Raw genomic sequence first — 20,838 nt, forward strand, 5'->3', positions numbered from 1 at the left:
AATGATCACCGCAGAGATTTTGAGATACCCTTGTTTTTGTTGCTGAATAAATCTATTTCGGCTATTTCGTCACAGGCTCCTGATATTCATAATCAAACAGCTCTACTGTTGCTGATTCGATCATCTGGGGCTCGATAGGCTTGTCCTGTGCATTGGTTTTAACAGAAGCGATACGATCTACTTCCTCGATTCCCTCAATGACCTTGCCAAAGCCGGCATACTGACCATCCAGATGCGGGGAATTTTTGTGCATAATGAAAAACTGTGAACCTGCGGAATCGGGATGCATCGATCTAGCCATGGAGATGACGCCTCGGTCATGCTTGAGGTTATTCTCAACGCCGTTGATTTTGAATTCACCCTTGATCTGATATCCAGGACCTCCGGTGCCGATTCCATTGGGGCAGCCCCCCTGAATCATAAAGCCGGAAATGACCCGGTGAAAGATAAGGTTGTTGTAATAGCCCTTTTGGACCAGAGAAATAAAATTATTCACCGTATTCGGCGCGATGTCCGGATATAGTTCCAACTTAATTTTATTTCCGTCTTTCATGTTGATTGTTACGATTGGATTACTCATTGAATACCATCCTTTATTTTTTTTCTACCTCTATTTTAGTATCTGACACTGCCATAGTAAAGAGTTTTTCCAAAGGAGGCTGGAATTATAACATTTGGTTCGTTCAGGTGGTAGGGACTCAGGCTTTTTCCAGAAAAAGGACAGCCTTTTGTACCGCAAAGTAATTATAACGGGTAGCAAGCTAATCCTTTGGGGATATAAGGAAATGAAGTGAAATGTGGGCTACAACCATTGAAAAATCAGGATTATTATAAAAAATACGTGTGTTTGCTTTGTGAATTTTGATTTGACTGCATTGACTTTCTTGTAACAATATTGTAATATTTCAGTAAGTCATGAAACTGACCGGGAATACATATTATATAACTGGGTATGCTATTTCGAAGCATTATTTCAGTTTCCCAAAATTTGTACAAGGAGGGTTGATTAATAAATACGCTATCACTTAAGGAGAGAATCATATGAGTTTTAAAGATAGTTTTAAAATGAAATCATGCAAGGAATTTATAAATAAATGTAGATTAGATACAGCAGCAAAAGTGGAAAAAGCGGTAGAAACATTCGAAGCAAAATTGAAAGCTGGAAAAGCCGCTGAAGTATTTAAAACGAAAATCAATGCGGGTAAAGCTTCCGAGGTATTCAGAGCAAAATTTGTTGATTCAAAAACCGCAAAGACACTGAAAGCAGGGCTGACTGATTTTAGGATAGATATATTAAGCCGTCTCAACACAAAAGCCAAAATCGGAATCGGAGCGGGAGCGCTGTCGGTGGTCGTAATCAGTACCGCAGTATTCCTGAATTCGGGCCCGGACGTTTATAAGCTCACCATAAATGGACAGGAGGCAGGTTACCTGCCTGATGGTGCCATGGTGGCAGAAAGTCTTGAAGAAATAAAAGCAGATCTGTCAAAAGGTTCAGATGGACTGGAATTCATCGTGGATGATCAAGCCATCACCTATGAAAAGACAGAGTTAAAAGCCAGAAAAGTAACTTTCTTAACAGAGGAAGATCTGAAAAAAGCGATTCTCGCCGCTGACCTTTGTAAAGCCAGCGCCTGGGCTGTCACAATCAACGGAAACAAAGTTGTGGCGGCATCAACAGAGGCGGAAGCAAACAGCATTCTTGAGGGCGTTAAGAGCCATTATCTCACCCAAGGCTCTGAAGTTCTGAGTGCAAGCTTTAATGAAGATGTTTCAGTGACGAGAGCAGCCATCAATGCAGCGGACATTATGAAGGCTCCTGATGCTGTCAGTCTGATCTTGACAGGTACTAAGGAACCCAAGGTATACACCGTACAGGGTGGAGATACCCTTTGGGATATCGCAATCGCAAACGGCATGACTCCGGCAGAACTGGAAAGCGCCAACCCTGGCTTCAATCCGGCTAAGCTTCAGATCGGACAGCAGCTGAATCTGTTCCAGACAAAGCCTTTCGTAACCGTTCAGACAAAAGAAGTTGTAGCTGCATCGGAAAAAATTGATTTTAAGACCATCTATGAAAACACAGACTCCCTATACAAAGGAGAGGTGAAAGTCAAAACACCTGGTGTATACGGAACAAAAGAAATCAGAACAGAAGTAACAAAAGAAAACGGTGTTGTTGTCGCATCTGCTCAGCTGGATGCAGTGGTAACTGCCGAACCGCAGGATCAGGTTGCATTAAAAGGAACAAAGTCAATTGCAACCTTTGCGGGAACAGGATCTATGTCAAGCCCTGTAAGTCACATTGAAATTTCTTCCGCCTTCGGTGCATCCAGAGGAGGAAGCAGACACACGGGAGTTGACCTCAGAAATCCTAAAGGAACACCAATCAAAGCGGCTGACGACGGCGTAGTTACTTTTGCAGCATATTCTGGCACCTACGGAAATGTGGTAAGACTTAGCCATGGCAACGGACTGGAAACCTGGTATGCACACTGTGATACAATGAGCGTATCCGTTGGGCAAGTTGTGAAAAAAGGCGAAGTGATTGCTACGGTAGGAATCACCGGTCGTGCTACCGGATACCATGTTCATTTTGAAGTCAGAAAGAATGGTACACCGCAGAACCCCATGAATTATCTGTAATAGAATATTCTCCGGACAGATGTGGTATAAAAGTTTTGATTCCAACAGAAAAATAATGTATAATTTTAGGGCAGGTATGAACCTGCCCTGTTATTTTATAATAAGACTGGGTAACATATTTTTATTCAGTACTCTGTAATCCTTAAAACTTGCGTTAACCGGCGGCTTGGGAAGGAATTGAGTATCGCAGAGTACTCATGCGAAAGATACTTTATATAAAGGAGCTGCTTTCTATGGCGTTTTTTAAAGATATTCAAGAGGATATTCATGCAGTGCTGAACCGGGACCCCGCAGCGCGGAACGGGTTTGAAGTGCTGATCTGTTATCCCGGTATCTGGGCTCTGATCTTACATAGGCCGGCCCACTGGCTGTATCTGAATGATCTGAAACTGCTCGCAAGGTTGATTTCACAATGGGCTCGATTTTTCACCGGAATTGAAATTCATCCCGGTGCGGTAATCGGCAGAAGATGTTTTATCGATCATGGTATGGCGGTGGTGATCGGGGAGACGACAGAGATCGGCGATGATGTGACAATCTATCAGGCCGTTACCTTGGGCGGTACAGGAAAAGACACTGGGAAACGTCATCCGACCATCGGAAATGATGTCGTAATCAGTTCGGGAGCGAAGGTTCTGGGGCCGTTTAAAGTTGGAGATCATTCCAAAATCGGAGCAGGGTCGGTAGTTCTGGAAGAAGTTCCTCCAAACTGTACTGTTGTAGGCATCCCCGGCAAGATTGTTCGAAGGGGAGGAAACAAGACCCAGGATCTGAACCAGACAGATCTGCCCGATCCTATTGCGGTAGAGCTGGAGTGCCTCAGAAGACGTATCGTGATGCTGGAAAACAAGCTGAGGGAGCTGGATACAAATGAAAGCATGGTGTTGAACAATAGATTGAGCGGCGGCGTCGGTAAGGGGCAGATTACAAGGCGACTAAAAAAATAAGGAAGAAAGGAAACGGAATGAAAATATATAATACACTCACAAGAAAAAAAGAAGAATTCGTACCAATTGACGAAAACGAAATAAAAATCTATGTCTGTGGTCCTACGGTCTATAACTATTTCCACATCGGAAATGCTAGACCTTTTGTTGTTTTTGATACGCTGAGAAAATATCTCACGTATCGCGGAAAGACTGTTAAATTCGTACAAAACTTTACCGATGTAGATGATAAGATTATCAACAAGGCGAGAGAAGAGGGCGTTAAAGCTGGAGAAATCAGCGAGAAATATATCGAAGAGTATTATAAGGATGCAAAAGCGCTCAATGTTGAAAAGGCCAGTGTTCATCCCAAAGTTACGGAGAACATGACTGAAATTATAGATTTTGTTCAGGAGCTCATTGACAAGGGCTACGCATATGAAGCTGGCGGAGATGTTTATTACAGCACCCGTAAGTTTAATGATTACGGAAAGCTCTCAAAACAGAATATTGAAGATCTGGAAGCGGGTGCCCGTATTGAAGTTGAGGAGAAAAAGCAGGATCCCCTTGATTTTGCCCTGTGGAAGGCACAAAAGACAGATGACGAGCTGGCATGGAAGTCTCCATGGGGTCTTGGGAGACCGGGCTGGCATATTGAATGTTCGGTCATGTCCACCAAATATCTGGGTGAAACCATAGACATTCATGCAGGAGGACAGGATCTGACCTTCCCCCACCACGAAAATGAAATTGCCCAGACAGAAGCCCATACGGGAAAGCCATTTGCAAACTACTGGATGCACAATGGATACATCACCATTGATAACGAAAAAATGTCAAAATCAAAAGGGAATTTCTTTACTGTCCGGGATATCCTAAAGGACTATGACGGCGAGATTATGCGATTCTTTCTACTGTCCGGTCATTACCGCAGCCCCATCAATTTCAGCAGAGAGCTGATGGAACAGGCGAAAAATGCTTTGGCCAGAATGCAAAACGCAAAGAACAACCTCAAACACCTGGCGGAAAAGGGTGAGGGCAGGTTGACAGACCGTGAAAAAACAGCCTACGAGGAACTTCTAAAATATCGAGAAAAGTTCATCGATGCCATGGATGATGATTTAAATACCGCCGATGCCATCAGTGTAATTTTTGAGCTGATCAAGGATATCAACACGGTTTCCAAAGATGGGGCAACTAAAGAATTTGCCGAAAAATGTCTATCGTTGTTAGACGAACTAACTGCAGTTCTTGGCATTTTGAGAGATAAAGAAGAATCAGGTGGAATCGACGAAGAAATTCAAAAACTCGTCGACGAACGCCAGGCTGCTCGGAAAGCTAAGGATTTCGCAAGATCTGATGAGATCAGAGATATCCTGAAGGCCAAGGGAATTACCCTGGAAGATACCCCGCAGGGCGTAAGGGTGGTTCTCTGTAAAAATTAGAATGAATACAGGCTGAGTTATCGAAATCTAGTAATTTCAACAATTATGTTAAAAATGGGACGGCTAATCGGCGTCCTTTTTTATTTTTTGTTATGCGATCAGATCCGAATTACAAATGAAAATTGGTAAAAGCTAAACCGATTCCTTATTATCGAATTTGGCTAAACTGAGCCTTTTATTAATCTATAAAATTAACTTTATAAAAAGATCCCCATTTTTTTGTTAATGGATTGATCTTTTTTTCGTATTTACTAGTGTAACAGAAAGATGAACTGCGCAGGGAATCTGGTTATAAGAAAGGAGGGACGAATGGAGATCTCCCAAACTGACACCACGCTTTTAAGACTAGAAAAAACATCCAAATCAGCGGACAATCTGACCAGCAAGGAATTTGATGAGATTTTCGATCTGTATTATAAACGCGTATATAAATATATATGTTATAGAATCGATGATCGGAATATGGCGGAAGATCTTTGCAGCCAGGTATTTGAAAGGGTTATTTATAAATATCACACCTTTTTGCCGGAGAAGTCCTCTTTAGAGGTATGGCTGTTTGCCATAGCGAGAAATATTGTAACGGACTATCATCGTTCCAGCAAAAGCCGATACCTGCTTCCTCTGGACAGCATATTTGATATGATTTCACCGAATTCTACGCCTGATGAAAAAATGATTAAGCAAGACACAAATGAAAAACTGCTGGCCGCGATAAGGAAACTGAGCGAAAAGGAGCGGAATATAGTGGCCATGAAGTATGCGGCAGGTTTAAAGAACTCGGAAATCGCAGCGTTACTTGATATCAGTGATTCCAATGTTGGAGTTGTTCTCTATAGGAGTTTAAAAAAGCTTCAAAAACATCTGGATTTGGGAGGGTATAAGCGTGACTAAGAAATATAATATGGATGAATTCCAAGAAGTAGACCGTCTGCTGGTCGAAGCGGACTTTAGTGATAGACATCTCATGGAGCGAACACATGACCGAATGAAATTTATCATTGAAGCAGCACCTGAAAAAAATGATTTTACAAAAGGGGATAAGAAATATATGATAACAAGTAAAAACAATAAAAGAAAATCTGCTGCAATTGCGGCTGCGGTATTTGTTTGTCTGCTTGGAGGATTCTCGGCGACAGCGTATGGGCAGGATATCGTCCATAACATAGTAGCCTATTTCCAGGCGGGGAATATTGAGATTACTCAGTATGATAAAATTCCGGAAAACCCAGCGGGTGACGGAACGGAAAGCAGCGACCAGAAAAGTGAGGAAAAATATACATCGATCGAATCAGCAAGAAACGATATGGGGATTGACTTTGCTGTACCGACCTGGCTGCCGGAGGGCTTTTCTTACACGACAGCTATCCAGCATGGTAGCAGCGCAGTTGAGTTGCAATATACAAATGATGAAGAAGGGACATTCTTTTCCCTTCTGATCTCCCAAGGAAAAAACGGAATTGACACCGCCGGTGATGTGAAGGAAGAAACGATTGCCAAACAAAAAGTGTATTTTGCGAATGGGATCATATTATGGGGACAGGATAACATGAATTACGAGATATATTATACGGGCGAAAAAGACTTTGATTCCAGAACCCTTGAACAAATAATTGGAAATATGACACGAGAGGCAGTATCATACGATAAAGCTCCGCCGGTGGTTTTAGAAAATGGTCGTGAAACTGCCGGGCCAGCACGGGTTGAGCAGACCCAGTAAAACCCATCAAACTGAAAGAGACCTTCCGAGCTGAGGAATGAATCGGCTTCGGGAGGTTTTTCTTTTCTCGCGCCCACAACAAACGTTATCGTGGGGTTTTTACTGTCGTATGATGTTTTTGATGGATAAAACAGCAAAACTTAAGGTAAAAGGTGAGGGTTTCTTGTCGATGGGTTTGCGAGTTTTGCGAATGGCAGAAAAGCCGGAGCATGAAAATCCTTAAGAGTGGTCAATTGTTGATTCGAGACAGTAAATGCTTAAATTTCAACGGTTCCTGAATTTTATCCGGTTGGATGCAAAATGCAAACAACGAAAAATGCATATCATTTCCAATCTTGACTATTTTTCCGGTGCGTTATTTTTGAGAAAAACATTGCATATTTAACAAACGTTTGCTATGATGAATTTAATAAGAGATAGGGAGATGATTCCAATTAGTATTACGATTAAAGATGTTGCTAGAGAACTGGGTGTTTCCTACTCTTCCATTTCCAGAGCTTTGAACGGAAAAGAAGGCGTCAGCAAGGAAACCCGGGATAAAATTCTAGAGATGGCAGAGAAAATGGGATACCAGCCTAATGATCTGGCCAGAGGCCTGGTGAATAAAATTTCAAAGACCGTAGGAGTTATCGTACCGGATATCAACAATCCTTTTTTCGGAGAAATCGTAGCGGGTATCACCGATGCTTCCAGTGAAAACGAATATAACATATTCCTATGTGTTTCGGGCTGGAGTGTAAAGCGGGAGAAAGAATATTTCAATACGCTGATACAGAAGAGAGTTGACGGCATTATACTGAAATCCGTTGGGGATTATAATGAATATGAAAATATCAAGTCACCACTCATGATTATTGAACGATATGACAGAAATCAAAAATTTGATTCCGTAGAGGTGGATAATGAATTTGGTGGCTATCTTGCGACAAAACATCTCCTGGAATGCGGATATCGAAAATTGGGATTCATTTCAGGTCGAGAGGATGATTCTGCTTGCAAGCGGCGACTGAGAGGTGCCAAAAAGGCTCTTGAGGAATACGGTCTGTCCTTAAATAAGGATCTCGTAATAGAAGGAAGCTTCTCTATTGAGGGCGGCAGAGCAGCGGCAAAACAGTTGTTTGAAAAGGGTCTGCCCATCGATGCAATCTTTGGGATGAATGATTTGATTGCCCTGGGTGCACTTCAGTATTGTGATGAAACTGGGATTAGCATCCCCGATGAGGTTGGGGTTGTCGGTTTTGATAATATTTCCTATGCCGGACTTCCTCAGATCAGACTGACTACTGTACATCAGCCTAAGTATGAGCTCGGAAAGATGCTCTTTGCGACCCTGCTTGAAGAGATACATAATAAAGAAGAGAAAAAACCGACAAAGAAAATTATCTTGAATCCCGAACTTAAGATCAGGAAGACCACCAGGATGAAATAGCCTGGATTCACTGCAGCCAAGCCTTAAGACCAGGCTGCAGCCAAGTGTTAAAAGCAGCTGCAACCAAGTGCTGTTAGCACCTCAACCAAGTGTTGAAACAGAGAAACGGATCGCAGCAACTCGTAATAGATTGATGAGGTGAAGAAATGGTAACAAAAAAAATGACGATGGCCCAAGCTTTGCTCAAATTTCTTGACAACCAGTACATAAGCTTTGACGGTGAAGAAATTAAATTTGTTCAGGGAGTACTGGGTATTTTCGGGCACGGTATGGTAGTAGGATTGGGGGAAGCTCTGGAATCCGGTGATCATGGCCTTAAATTCATTCAAGGAAAGAATGAACAGGGCATGGCTCATATTGCCATGGGCTTTGCAAAGCAGAAGAACAGACGACAGATCATGGCAGTCACAAGTTCCATTGGTCCCGGCGCGCTGAATATGGTAACCGCTGCAGGAACTGCAACAGCCAATCGAATTCCCGTGTTATTCCTGCCATCTGATGCCTATGCCAGCAGACAGCCAGACCCGGTTCTGCAGCAAATTGAGCAGACCTATGATTATAATGTAACCGCAAACGACGCATTCAAAGCGGTAAGCAAGTACTGGGACAGAATTGCAAGGCCGGAGCAGCTGATGACGGCTGCCATTAATGCAATGCGTGTTCTGACCGATCCCGCTGACACGGGAGCTGTAACTCTTTGCTTACCCCAGGATGTCCAGGGAGAAGCCTTTGATTATCCTGTGGAATTCTTTGAAAAAAGAGTTCATTACATACAGAGAAGGGACATTGATCCCGTTATTTTGGAGAAGGCTGCTGCACTGATCGCATCCAAGAAAAAGCCATTCATCATCTGCGGCGGCGGAGTAAAATATTCCGATGCAGCAAAAGAACTGGCTGCTTTCACGGAAACCTTCAAGATTCCTTTCGGAGAGACACAAGCCGGAAAAGGAGCTGTACTTTTTGAACATCCGATGAATATGGGCGGAGCCGGATTGACTGGTGCTTCTGCAGCAAATCAACTTGCTCAGGAAGCAGATCTGATCATCGGCATTGGAACGAAGCTCAACGACTTTTGCACCTGTTCCAAATGGCTGTATCAGAATGACGACGTATCCATGCTGACCATCAATCTCAACAGCTTTGATGCATATAAAATGAATTCACTGCCGGTAATCGCTGATGTGAAACTTGCGCTTGAAGGGCTTTCCAAAGTTCTCAAGGAAAAAGGTTATCAGAGTGCCTATACCAATGAGATCACTGAGGCAAGGCAGGAATGGGATCAGGAAGTAGACCGCCTATATGCCATTGAAAATGAAAACGGTTTGGCCCAATCCCGGATCCTAGGCGAACTGAATGAGAAGCTTATAGAGAACAACGGCATCATTGTCGCGGCTTCCGGAAGTCTTCCGAGTGACGTGCAGCGGGTATGGAGATGCAGAGACGAGGGCGTGTACCATGTGGAATACGGTTTCTCCTGCATGGGCTACGAAGTAGCTGCGGCAGTAGGTGTGAAACTGGCTGAGCCTGACAGAGAGGTTTATGTACTGCTTGGTGATGGAAGCTTTAATATGCTCCATTCTGAGTTTTTAACCAGTTTGCAGGAGCAGATTAAAATCAATGTGATCCTTCTGGATAACCACGGCTTCCAATGTATTCACAACCTCCAGAGAAGCCAGGGAATTCCAAGCTTCGGAAACGAATACAGAAAGAGAGAAAAAGAAACGAATCGTTTGACTGGAGACTATCTTGCTGTGGATTATGCTATGGTAGCAAGAGGTTACGGCGGAAACGGTTACTCTGCAAAAACTGTAGAGGAAATCACGGAAGCTTTCGCGAAGCTAAAGAAGAGCGAAGTAAGCAGTATCGTAGATATTAAGACACTGCCCGGAACTATGACTGATGGATACAATGCTTGGTGGAGAGTGGGTACCGCACAGGTTTCCGCCCATCCTTCTGTTGAATCAGCAGCAAGAGACATTCAGGAGCACGTTGCCAAGGCAAGAATGTACTAGGATGCATTTGGTACTGGATATACTAGCGGAATGCAGCTTTTCATGCAGCAAATGTATGAAAAAATAAATATCATAAAGACTAAATAAAAAACTATGGCAGGGCCTTGCTTGAAAAAACAAGTTAAGGTGCCCGCCTGGTGATAGATTTCCAATACTAAGACTCCGGGCGAGTCTAAAAACTCAGTTTTCTGACATGCCCAAGTAAAAACCAAAAACAAATCAAACGTAGTATCCGCTATTAGCCAAAGATCATGAGATTTTTGTGAACCTATAAATCAGAAAATAACACGAAGAATAAATCAGCAGTCAACAGGCTAATAAGTAAGAGAACAATCACTAAAGGATGGTAAAAGAGTATGGAGAAGAAAAGAATCAGAATCGGAATTGCTCCAATCGGCTGGACTAACGATGACCTGCCAGATTTAGGAAGTGAAAACACCTTTGAGCAGTGTGTAAGCGAAATGGCTCTGGCCGGTTTCAAGGGAACAGAAGTAGGAAACAAGTATCCTCGTGATACAGCAGTTCTGAAGAAGGCCCTTGCCCTGCGTGACATCGAAATCTGCAATGCATGGTTCAGCGCTTGCTTTACAACTAAGTCAGAAGAAGAAGTTCTGAAGGAATTCGTTGAACATAGAGATTTCCTCTATGAAATGGGAGCTAAGGTTATCGGTGCTGCAGAAGTTGGAAACAGCATTCAGGGGCTGAGCGATCCGATCTTTGATGCAAAACCGGTATATACGGAAGAACAGTGGGAAAAGGTTGTCAGAGGCTATAATAAGATGGCAGATCTGGCCGCAGAAAAAGGAATGAAGGTGGCTTGCCATCATCATATGGGAACCGGAGTTCAGACGATGGAAGAAATCGATCGCTTTATGGAAAGCGTTCAGGATAACGTTTACCTGCTTTACGATTCCGGTCATATTTACTATTCAGAAGGAAATTATGAAGCCTGCCTGACTCTGCTGAAGAAATACATCGACAGAACAGCACACATCCACCTTAAGGATGTAAGACCTGAAATTGTAGAACAGATCAGAGCAGAGAAGAAGAGCTTCCTGGACGGCGTTAGAGCTGGTACCTTCACAGTACCCGGAGACGGAGCGATCGACTTTGAACCAATTTTCAAGATTGTTAACGAGAGCAACTTCGAAGGCTGGATGGTCGTAGAAGCTGAGCAGGATCCCGCTAAGGCAAATCCTCTTGAATATGCTTTAAAAGCAAGAAAATATATTGAAGAAAAATCCGGTTGCTAATATAAGGAAGCACTGCTTAATCGATAAAAAATTTTTGAGGTGAAATAAATGGATAAGAAATTAAAGGTTGGTATTATTGGTACCGGCAGAATCGGAAAGGTTCATACAATGAGCATTATGAACCAGCTTCCAGATGTTGAAGTTGCAGCTGTTACAGACATTTTCCTTGATTCCGCTAAGGAATGGGCAGCTCAGACAGGCGTGAAGAAAGTTTATAATGATTATAAGGAACTGCTTGCAGATCCTGAAATCGATGCTGTACTGGTATGCTCCTCCACAGATACACATGCAGATATCGCCATTGCTGCTGCAAATGCAGGTAAGCACGTATTCTGTGAAAAACCTGTTGATCTAACGATTGAAAAGGTTGAAGCTGTTATCGATGCTGCGAAAAAAGCAGGCGTTAAGCTTCAGATCGGTTTTAACAGAAGATTTGACCACAATTTCCGTAAAGTAAAGGAACTCATTGATAATAAAGTAATCGGAGATCTTCAGATTCTGAAAATTACTTCCAGAGATCCGGGACCGCCGCCAATTGAATATGTAAAGGTATCCGGCGGAATTTTCATGGACATGACCATTCATGATTTTGATATGGCAAGATTCCTTACCGGCAGCGAAGCAGAAGAAGTTTATGTAGCTGCTGCCTGCATGGTAGATCCAGCCATCGGTGAAGCAGGAGATGTTGACACAGCTCTGATCACGATTCGTTTCAAGAGCGGAGCAATCTGCGTAATCGACAACTCCAGAAAAGCAGCTTATGGCTACGATCAGAGAGTAGAAGCGTTCGGTTCCAAGGGTAAGGCTGAAATCGCCAACGATTATCCAAACACAGCTGTTTGGAGCACTGAAGAAGGCGTATTCAGTGAAAAGCCTTTATACTTCTTCCTGGAAAGATACATGGATTCCTTCGCAGAAGAAATGAAGCAGTTTGCAAGCGCTCTTATCAATGATACAGAAACTCCTGTAACAGGAATCGACGGACTTCAGCCAATCAAACTCGGACTTGCAGCTAAAAAATCTGTTGCAGAAGGAAGACCGGTTAAGCTGAGCGAAATCGACGCATAGTAAAAAATTGGAGACCGTGATCTACGTTTCAATTTATGTAAATAGATTTGGAAGAAATCATTGGTCACAATTCACATTTTATGGTAATATTAGGGTTGCCGGAGGAAACAGAGCTGTATCCTTAGGCAACCCTGAATATTTCATTTCCTAAAGGGAATAGTCTGGAGGCATGTATGGTAGGAATCAAAGAGGTAGCAAAAAAAGCAGGCGTTTCTATTTCCACCGTTTCCAATGTAATGAATGAGAAGAAGCCCGTCAGTCCCGAACTGAAAGCGCGCGTGACAGAAGCTATTGAATCGCTGCAGTATGAAGTCAACCCCGTTGGCAGAGGCCTGAAGAGCAATAAGACGAATCAAGTTGGAGTTATTGTCCCTTCTTTCAATCAAGTATATTTTCCGGCTATTTTGCAAGGAATCCATGAAGCCGGTTTAAAATTCGGATATACTATTTTGGTTTTTGAAACCAACGGCAATGTTGAATTGGAAAAACAACACGTAAGGTTTTTGCAGCATTCCTGGTCCGATGGAATCATTCTTGCCTCCTATGCAAATGGAGAAAACATATCAGATCGAAAATATATTCGCTCTCTTCTTGACAGTGGAAATCGAAAAAAGAGGATTCCTGTTGTTTCCCTCGAAAATGTTCTTGATCCTGGCATTGATGCAGTGGTGATCGATAACAAAAGGGCTGCAGAAACCGCAGTAAAACACCTTCTGTCCCTTGGTCACAACAAGATCGCGCATGTTGCAGCACCTCTGAGATTTCAGATCGGCAGCCTTCGTCTTGAAGGATACAAAGAAACTCTTTCAAAGGAAGGCATTCTGGTGGATGATGAGCTCATTGAAGAAGGGGACTATTCCCCGGCCAGCGGGTACGATGCAATGATGCGGCTCCTCTCAAAAGGAAAGTCTTTTTCTGCTGTTTTCGCAGGGAACGATCAAATGGGAATCGGTGCCATTCGCGCACTGCTGGATGAGGGATATCGGATTCCGGAAGACGTTGCAGTAATCGGTATTGACAACAACTTTCCCTCCACACTGGTCTCCCCATCTCTTTCAAGTGTCAATCTTCCTAAGTATGATATGGGATATCAGGCGATGTATCTTCTCAATGAGAGAATGAAGGACCCTGATAAGAACCGTTCCGTAATTACCTTGGAATCTGAGCTGGTGGTGAGAACCTCTACGAGCAAAGACGGAGACGGAACATGGAACCTTCGCGGTTGGTAAACCCGTGAGCAATCTTTGTGGATCGTAAAGACCAGAAACAATATTCGGATTGATTTAGGCAGCGCTCAACTTTTGTATCTGAAAAGAGGAATCCTATGGAAGAATTCTTAACGCTTAAGGATCATGTTTACAATTATATTGCCGAACAGATCAGCGGCGGCAGTCTTGTGCCGGGTGAAAAGATCAATGAAAACAGCATATCAGAGCGGATGAACATCAGCAGGACCCCTGTCAGGGAGGCATTGATTCAGCTTGCTTCTGAAGGACTTTTAGAAAATTCGCCGCGAAAAGGTTTCGTTATCAAGCATCTATCAGAGGAGGAAGCAAAAGAAATTTATTTCATCATTGGTGTGATGGATGGATTGGCCGTTTCTCTGGCTTGCCTTTTTCTCACAGAACAGGCAGTAAAAGACATGGAATTTTATGCTGCAAGTATGGATCTTGCCATTGAAACCGGAAATTTTGTGATGTATCATAAGCTTCAAGAGGAGTTCCATAATGTTTATTTGACTCTTTGTCCCAATAAAAGCCTCGTCAATCTGCTGCAGCAGCTAAAGAAGAAATTCCTCAGAAGGACTTATGTGGCTGAGCCTCAGGTTGACATGAAGGAAATCCTGTTTGCCACCAATGAGGAGCATCGCGAGATGATTCGCCTAGCTAAGGAGAAGGATACCCAGGGATTGGAGCGCTATCTTCGGGATGTGCACTGGAATCCTAATAAGGCATACATGGAGACACTATAATCATATAAAATATTTGTTTCGGAAGTACGTTCTGTATAGGCGGCCTCGCATTTAATGTGGAGCCGTTTTTTTATTCTTTCAAGTATTTTCACTTTTTCCTTCTATTCATTTGACTTCGCAATAAATATACAGTATAAAATATATAATATATTTAGTCTGATGGAGGATGATAAGTTACAGTTCTACACGCCTTTGAGACACTGAGATATAGAACGTGATAGAAATCAGTGTCCTTCAGTAAGGCATCTTGAAAAAGACGAAACTGGAAGGTGAAAGAAAGGAAGGTACTATGTTTCAGAATGTTATTGTAAGAAGGCCATGCAAAGCAATGATCCAGGGAATTACCTCAGCACCGGAGCTTGGGGCTCCTGACTATGAACTGGCGCTAAAGCAGCACGACGCGTATATTGAAGCGCTGAGCTCCTGCGGAGTGAAGGTGACCATTCTGCCTGCTTTGGAAGAATTTCCGGATTCTTGCTTTGTAGAAGATCCTGCGGTATTAACGGAAAAATGTGCGATTATTACCAATCCGGGAGCGCCCTCGAGAACGCAGGAGACAATAGCTATGATTCCGGTTATCAAGGAGTTTTATAAGGAAGAACAAATCGAATATATCAAGGCGCCCGGCACGCTAGAGGGCGGAGACGTGATGATGGTAGGAAATCATTTCTATGTGGGACGATCTGCAAGAACCAATGAAGAAGGGATCGGGCAGTTTATAGCAATCCTGAATAAATACGGCTATACTGGTTCCGAAGTGCCTCTTGATGAGGTTCTGCACTTAAAAACAGGAGTGAATTACATAGAGAATAACAACATGCTTGTCAGCGGAGAATTTGTGTCGAAGTCGGATTTTGCTGCTTTTAACAAAATTATCGTACCAGAGGAAGAGGCGTACGGAGCAAACTGTATCTGGGTCAACGGCACCGTTATTGTGCCGAAAGGTTATCCTGCAGTTCACGATGCTGTTCTTAAGGCAGGATATCAGACCATACTTGTTGATACCTCAGAGTACCGGAAGCTGGACGGCGGTCTGAGCTGCCTGTCTCTTCGGTTTTAAAGGAAGGGGAGGTTTGATTCATGGAAAAGGTAACGCATGATAAGAGTAAGTCCTTCCGTCTGCAGCGAAAACTCAGAGCACGTCATATGAATATGATTGCCATCGGAGGCGCTATCGGAACAGGGCTCTTTGTTGCAACCGGTGCTTCCATCAGCACCGCAGGGCCTGGTGGGGCAATGGTTTCCTATGCAATCATTGGAATGGCAGTATTTTTTGTAATGAATGCACTGGGGGAAATGGCCACCTATACTCCTGTGCCTGGTGCATTTGAAACGTATTCTACCAAGTATGTAGATCCATCCTTTGGATTTACCATGGGCTGGAATTACTGGTACTGCAGCACTATGACCATTGCGGTAGAGGTGGTAGCCGCCTCTATCCTAATAAAATTTTGGCTTCCAAGCAGCAGCTCTGCCCTTTGGAGTGCGCTGTGCCTGATCATTCTGATCGCACTGAATCTTTTTTCTGCCAGTGTATTTGGTGAGGCAGAATTCTGGTTTGCAGGAATTAAGGTCGTAACCATTATTATCTTCCTAATAGTAGGTATTTTGATGATCTGCGGTATTTTTAACGGAGAAGCAACCGGATTTCACAATTGGACTTTAGCTGAGGCTCCCTTTGTAGGCGGAGGGTATGCGATTTTTAGTATCCTCATGGTTGCCGGATTTTCCTTTGTCGGTGTGGAGGCAACTGCGGTGGCAGCAGGCGAATGTGTCGATCCGGATAAAACGGTACCAAAGGCCATCAATCATGTATTCTGGAGAATTATGATCTTTTATATTGGCGGAATCTTTGTGGTTGCGACACTTCTTCCATATACAGACCCCAATTTGCTCAGTGGCTCCATCGACAACGTTGCGGTAAGCCCCTTTACCCTTATCTTCGAGCGAGCGGGTCTTGCCATTGCCGCGTCTCTCATGAATGCGGTCATTCTTACATCTGTGCTATCCTGCGGAAATTCTACCTTATATATTGCAAGCCGACTTCTATACTCCATGGCTAAAAGTGGGAAAGCGCCAAAGGTATTTGGTAAAGTAAGCCGCAGAGGGGTACCGATCTACGCTGTTCTTGGCACTGCAGCCATCTCCTGTTTATGCTTTCTTTCCTCCTTTGCAGGGGACAGCGTAGTATATACCTGGCTCTATAATGCAACTGGCTTGACAGGCTTCATTACATGGTTCGGCATCTGCATCTGCCATCTACGCTTTCGAAAGGCGTTCAAGGCGCAAGGCAGGGATCTTGCAGAGCTAAAATATCAAGCGAAGCTCTACCCCTATGGAACCATTGCAGCGCTGATCATCTGCGGACTGGTAATTGCTGGTCAGGGCTATTATGCCATAACCGAAACGGGAATTGACTGGTATGGAATTCTTGTGGCTTACATCGGTCTTCCCATTGCTGTAGCGCTTTATCTCATTCATAAATTGGTTAAAAAGACAAAGCTGATCCCTGTTATGGAAATGGATTTAACAGCAGGGGAAGGGAAAGAATAATCAGCCGGGAGGGAACAGAAATGAAATACGGATGCCAGTCCATGACTGGAGAATTGAAAACAGTACTAATCAAAAAGCCTGAGCGTGCATTTCGAAATCAACAGTACCTGAAGGATGAATACCAGGCTTATGGGTATCTGGAGTGTCCTGATCTGCAGAAGGCACAGCAAGAGTTCGCTGTGTTTGAGGAAATTCTTCGTCAGAATACGGAGATGGTGTTGTATTTACCCTATGATGAATCAGCGGGTATGGACTCGATCTATACCCATGATACTGTAAAGGTGACGAAAAATGGTGCCATCTACTTCCCGATGGGAAAGAAACTGCGGCAGGGGGAGCCTGCTGCAACCAGAAGATATCTCGAATCCATCGGTATCCCCACACTGGGAACCATTGGGGGAGCAGGAAAGATGGAGGGCGGAGACGTTGTGTGGATTGATGAAGAGACGGTGGCTATCGGAATGGGATACCGTACCAACGCAGAAGGAATTCGTCAATTTCAGGATCTGACTGCGGATCTGGTTAAGGAAATCATAACGGTCCCCATGCCCCATGGAGAAGGAGCGGATGCCTGCCTCCATCTCATGAGCATCATCAGCATGGTGGACAGAGACCTTGCAGTAGTGTATTCTAAATACATGCCTGTCTTCTTTCGGGAATTGCTTCTGGAAAGAGGAATCAAACTCATTGAAGTACCGGATGAGGAGTATGACCTTTTGGGATCAAACGTTCTCTCTCTTGGTGGTCGGAGGTGCATGGTTCTCCAAGGCAGTCCTAAGACGAAGGAGGCACTTTTGGAAGCAGGCGCAGCGGTGCTGGAATATCAGGGAAGGGATCTGTCCTACTTCGGAACAGGAGGCCCAACCTGCTTGACTTGTCCTCTTCTTCGGGAATCAAATGGATAGATTTCTTAGAGAATAAAGGGACTCATAAAAGAAAGAATAAAAAGGAATCAATAAATAAGAATAAAAAAAAGAACGGAGCGAAAACGATAGATGATGATCGGCACAACAGATTTGACTGGAATTGATACGGAAATCGACTTGGTATTAAGGAGATTGATTGCGGTAAACAGTGAGACAGATACAGCAGGCGAAAAGGATTGCGAGGCGTTCTTAACAAGTTACTTGTCCGATATACCCTATTTTCAGGAAAATAGGGAGCTATTCGGCAGCTATGCGGTTGAGGAAGACCCGCTTCATAGGGCCGTATGCTGGGCATTGATCAAAGGGAGGGGGGCTTCCACCGTTGTGCTGATTCATCATTATGATGTTGTTGGTATAGAAGATTTTAAAAATTTGAGAGAGTTTGCATTTCAACCTGATGCTCTTGCAGAAGCATTGGAAAGCATCAAAGAAGAGCTGAATCCGGAGGCAAGAGCAGATCTTTCCTCGGGGGACTATTTGTTCGGACGGGGGAGCGCAGACATGAAAGCCGGAGGTGCAATACAGCTTGCTCTGCTGAAACGATACTCAGAAATCAAGGAGCTTGAGGGGAATATCCTGCTGCTGTCCCTGCCGGATGAAGAGAAACTGTCTGCCGGCATGCGAGCAGCGGTGGATCTGCTGGATGAACTCAAGGAAAAACACGGACTACATTATGTATATGGTTTTAATTCGGAGCCTCATCAGAGAAGAATAGATGGGCGGGGTCTGATTTCGGAAGGTTCTGTGGGGAAAATTCTTTCTTTTGTTTCGGTACGAGGATTTTTATCTCATGTTGGGAAGGTTTTTGAGGGATTCAACCCAGTACATTTGCTCTCTGAAATTGTAGCAGAAACAGAACTGTCACCTTTGTTTTCTGATTGGATCAACGGGGAAGCAGCCCCGCCGCCCACCTGGCTGAACCTGCGAGACAGAAAGGAAAACTACGATGTATCCATGCCTCTCAGCGCGGGAGGCTGCATCAGTATTCTAACACTGGATTCAGACCCGAGGAATGTCCTGAAATTACTACGCTCGTCTGCTGAAAAGTCCTTTGAGACGGTGATCGATCGGATGAACAGCAGTTATACAGAATTCTGCAGACGGACGGGACGAACAACAGAAAAACTTCCATGGAAATCGTTGGTGATGACCTATGCAGAGCTTTTGGATGAAGCAGAAGAACATGGGGGGGAGAACTTTCGCAAGGCATATACTGACGAACGGAAATCCATTGAGAAACGGATCAAGGAAGGGGAACTGGATTTCATAGAAGGAACCTTTCTCCTGACAGAATTCGTATTTCATTTTATCAGTGATCTCTCTCCGAGAGTTGTATTAGGTTTTGTGCCGCCTTACTATCCCAATGTATCAAACTTTTTACTGAAGGATCTGACTCAGAGCCAGGTCATGGTGGCTGACCGGATTCGTGAATTCAGCTTGGAGAACTTTTCGGTGGAATACGAGAAGGAATCTTATTATACGGGGATCTCAGACCTAAGCTATCTATCTCTGAAGGACAGCAGAGGAGTTCAATCGGAGCTTAAGAGGGATATGCCCCTTTATGGCGACGCCTACTCCATACCGCTAGAAAAGATAGAAGCGCTTTCTATGCCCTGTGTCAATATAGGACCGTGGGGAAAGGATTTTCACAAGCTTACGGAACGAGTTTACAAACCCGATCTATATATTCAAACGCCTGCGCTGCTCGACCATGCGATCCGGTTTATTTTGGAACAAGAGAAATAATTAAAAAGCTCAGTGGCTTGTTTGCGGCAAGCACTGAGCTTTTGTATTGTTCGTCTTTATTTCATGCTGACGACGGTTCTCTTGTCTACTGCTTCTTTTGCAGCGAATGCCCACTGAACAGCTTTGTAAGCATCTTCAAGGCCAGCTTTTGGCTGTTTGCCGTTTTGGATGCAGTCTACGAAGTCCTGAAGCTCTGCTTCAAAGGTTGGAAGCCAGAATTCAAAGAAGGATTTTACGCATTCTGTGGTAACACCATTGCGGTTCATGGATACGACTCTGTCTTTATTCGGTGTCGTTCCCAGTCTCAGGGAGCCTTCTGTACCGAATACTTCGTATTCTACATGATATCCGTAAGTGGCATTTCTGGAAGTTTCCATATAACCCATGACGCCGTTTTCAAATCCGATGGAGATGATGCAGTTGTCAATATCGTTGAGTTCAGCAAGTCCTTCATATCCATAAGCACCACCAATTCCGTAGAGCGTTTCGGCATCGGAACCGATAAGCCATCTTGCTACGTCATAATCATGGGTCAGCATGTCAAATACCAGTCCGCCGCTTGTAGGGCTGAATTTCAGCAGCGCTTCTCTGTTCCACTCAGGATCTCTGTTTACCAGTTTAATCAGGATTGGTTTGCCGATGAAACCAGCATCGATCTTTTCCTTCATAGACATCAAAGCCTGGTCAAATCTTCTGTTGTAACCGATCTGGAAAATGTTCATGTTATTCTTTTCGACAGTTTCCTTAATCAGATCAATTTCCTCCAATGTCATGCCCAAAGGCTTTTCACAATAGATGTTCTTGACACCTGCGTTTGCTGCATCACAGATCATCTTGCAGTGGAAGGCTGAGTTGGAAGCGATTACGATACCGTCCAGATTCTTATCATTGAACATTTCCATGTAATCTGTGGTGCCATAGCCCGGATTCATTTCCTTCATTACAGATTCCACTTCTTCTGGAACTGCACTGCAGACGGCAGCCAGCTCAGCATTAATAATGTTATAATTAATGTTAGCCGCATGTTCGCGACCTAATCTTCCAAGACCTACGATACCTAATTTTACTTTCTCCATTTTTTACCTCCGTATGGTTTGCTTTTCTCGGGACACGCTGATTTTTAAGACGCATCTCCATAAATAGTG

17 protein-coding genes are annotated in these 20,838 nt (G+C 43.8%); 15 read left to right on the forward strand and 2 right to left on the reverse strand.

What is annotated here, in order from left to right:
* Positions 1–61: 61 nt before the first annotated feature.
* Positions 62–580, reverse strand: coding sequence for a peptidylprolyl isomerase (locus FRZ06_19770; protein ID QOX65434.1), 519 nt, complete (start codon positions 578–580; stop codon positions 62–64).
* A gap of 461 nt (positions 581–1,041) precedes the next feature.
* On the opposite strand from FRZ06_19770, the gene FRZ06_19775 reads away from it, so the two are divergent.
* From FRZ06_19775 to FRZ06_19845, 15 genes are all read left to right on the forward strand, one after another.
* Entirely contained in the window at positions 1,042–2,646 is a 1,605-nt protein-coding gene (locus FRZ06_19775) for a M23 family metallopeptidase (protein QOX65435.1), read from the forward strand.
* 233 nt (positions 2,647–2,879) lie between these two features.
* A complete protein-coding gene (gene cysE, locus FRZ06_19780; GenBank protein ID QOX65436.1) occupies positions 2,880–3,593 on the forward strand; it encodes a serine O-acetyltransferase in 714 nt (237 codons plus the stop codon).
* Between the two features lie 17 nt (positions 3,594–3,610).
* On the forward strand, positions 3,611–5,017 hold the full coding sequence (locus FRZ06_19785) for a cysteine--tRNA ligase (GenBank protein ID QOX65437.1): 1,407 nt from the start codon (positions 3,611–3,613) through the stop codon (positions 5,015–5,017).
* Between the two features lie 309 nt (positions 5,018–5,326).
* Positions 5,327–5,908 carry a sigma-70 family RNA polymerase sigma factor gene (locus FRZ06_19790; protein QOX65438.1) on the forward strand — a complete coding sequence of 194 codons (582 nt, stop codon included), beginning with the start codon at positions 5,327–5,329 and terminating at the stop codon, positions 5,906–5,908.
* On the forward strand, positions 5,901–6,734 hold the full coding sequence (locus tag FRZ06_19795) for a DUF4367 domain-containing protein (GenBank protein QOX65439.1): 834 nt from the start codon (positions 5,901–5,903) through the stop codon (positions 6,732–6,734). Before FRZ06_19790 ends, FRZ06_19795 begins: the two co-directional genes overlap by 8 nt.
* Positions 6,735–7,131: 397 nt before the next feature.
* Positions 7,132–8,163: a LacI family transcriptional regulator gene (locus FRZ06_19800; GenBank protein ID QOX65440.1), complete on the forward strand. Its 1,032-nt coding sequence runs from the start codon at positions 7,132–7,134 to the stop codon at positions 8,161–8,163.
* Between the two features lie 146 nt (positions 8,164–8,309).
* Complete coding sequence (iolD, locus tag FRZ06_19805) at positions 8,310–10,175, forward strand: 3D-(3,5/4)-trihydroxycyclohexane-1,2-dione acylhydrolase (decyclizing) (GenBank protein ID QOX65441.1); 1,866 nt, start codon at positions 8,310–8,312, stop codon at positions 10,173–10,175.
* A gap of 356 nt (positions 10,176–10,531) precedes the next feature.
* Positions 10,532–11,428, forward strand: a complete 897-nt coding sequence (gene iolE / locus FRZ06_19810; protein QOX65442.1) for a myo-inosose-2 dehydratase — start codon at positions 10,532–10,534, stop codon at positions 11,426–11,428.
* 48 nt (positions 11,429–11,476) lie between these two features.
* Positions 11,477–12,496, forward strand: a complete 1,020-nt coding sequence (gene iolG, locus FRZ06_19815; GenBank protein QOX65443.1) for an inositol 2-dehydrogenase — start codon at positions 11,477–11,479, stop codon at positions 12,494–12,496.
* A 173-nt stretch (positions 12,497–12,669) separates the two neighbouring features.
* Positions 12,670–13,725 (forward strand): LacI family transcriptional regulator, encoded by a 1,056-nt coding sequence (locus tag FRZ06_19820; protein ID QOX65444.1) that lies wholly within the window; start codon positions 12,670–12,672, stop codon positions 13,723–13,725.
* A 95-nt stretch (positions 13,726–13,820) separates the two neighbouring features.
* Positions 13,821–14,468 (forward strand): GntR family transcriptional regulator, encoded by a 648-nt coding sequence (locus FRZ06_19825; GenBank protein QOX65445.1) that lies wholly within the window; start codon positions 13,821–13,823, stop codon positions 14,466–14,468.
* A gap of 289 nt (positions 14,469–14,757) precedes the next feature.
* Positions 14,758–15,528, forward strand: coding sequence for a N(G),N(G)-dimethylarginine dimethylaminohydrolase (locus FRZ06_19830; GenBank protein ID QOX65446.1), 771 nt, complete (start codon positions 14,758–14,760; stop codon positions 15,526–15,528).
* 20 nt (positions 15,529–15,548) lie between these two features.
* Entirely contained in the window at positions 15,549–17,021 is a 1,473-nt protein-coding gene (locus FRZ06_19835; protein QOX65447.1) for an amino acid permease, read from the forward strand.
* Between the two features lie 20 nt (positions 17,022–17,041).
* Entirely contained in the window at positions 17,042–17,926 is an 885-nt protein-coding gene (locus FRZ06_19840) for an amidinotransferase (protein ID QOX65448.1), read from the forward strand.
* Positions 17,927–18,016: 90 nt separating this feature from the next.
* Positions 18,017–19,693, forward strand: coding sequence for a M20/M25/M40 family metallo-hydrolase (locus FRZ06_19845; GenBank protein ID QOX65449.1), 1,677 nt, complete (start codon positions 18,017–18,019; stop codon positions 19,691–19,693).
* Positions 19,694–19,749: 56 nt separating this feature from the next.
* On the opposite strand, the gene FRZ06_19850 is transcribed toward FRZ06_19845, so the two are convergent.
* Positions 19,750–20,769, reverse strand: coding sequence for an inositol 2-dehydrogenase (locus FRZ06_19850; protein ID QOX65450.1), 1,020 nt, complete (start codon positions 20,767–20,769; stop codon positions 19,750–19,752).
* Positions 20,770–20,838: the final 69 nt, after the last annotated feature.

This window comes from Clostridiales bacterium, from assembly GCA_015243575.1.
Taxonomy (GTDB): Bacteria; Bacillota; Clostridia; order Peptostreptococcales; family Anaerovoracaceae; genus Anoxybacterium; species Anoxybacterium hadale.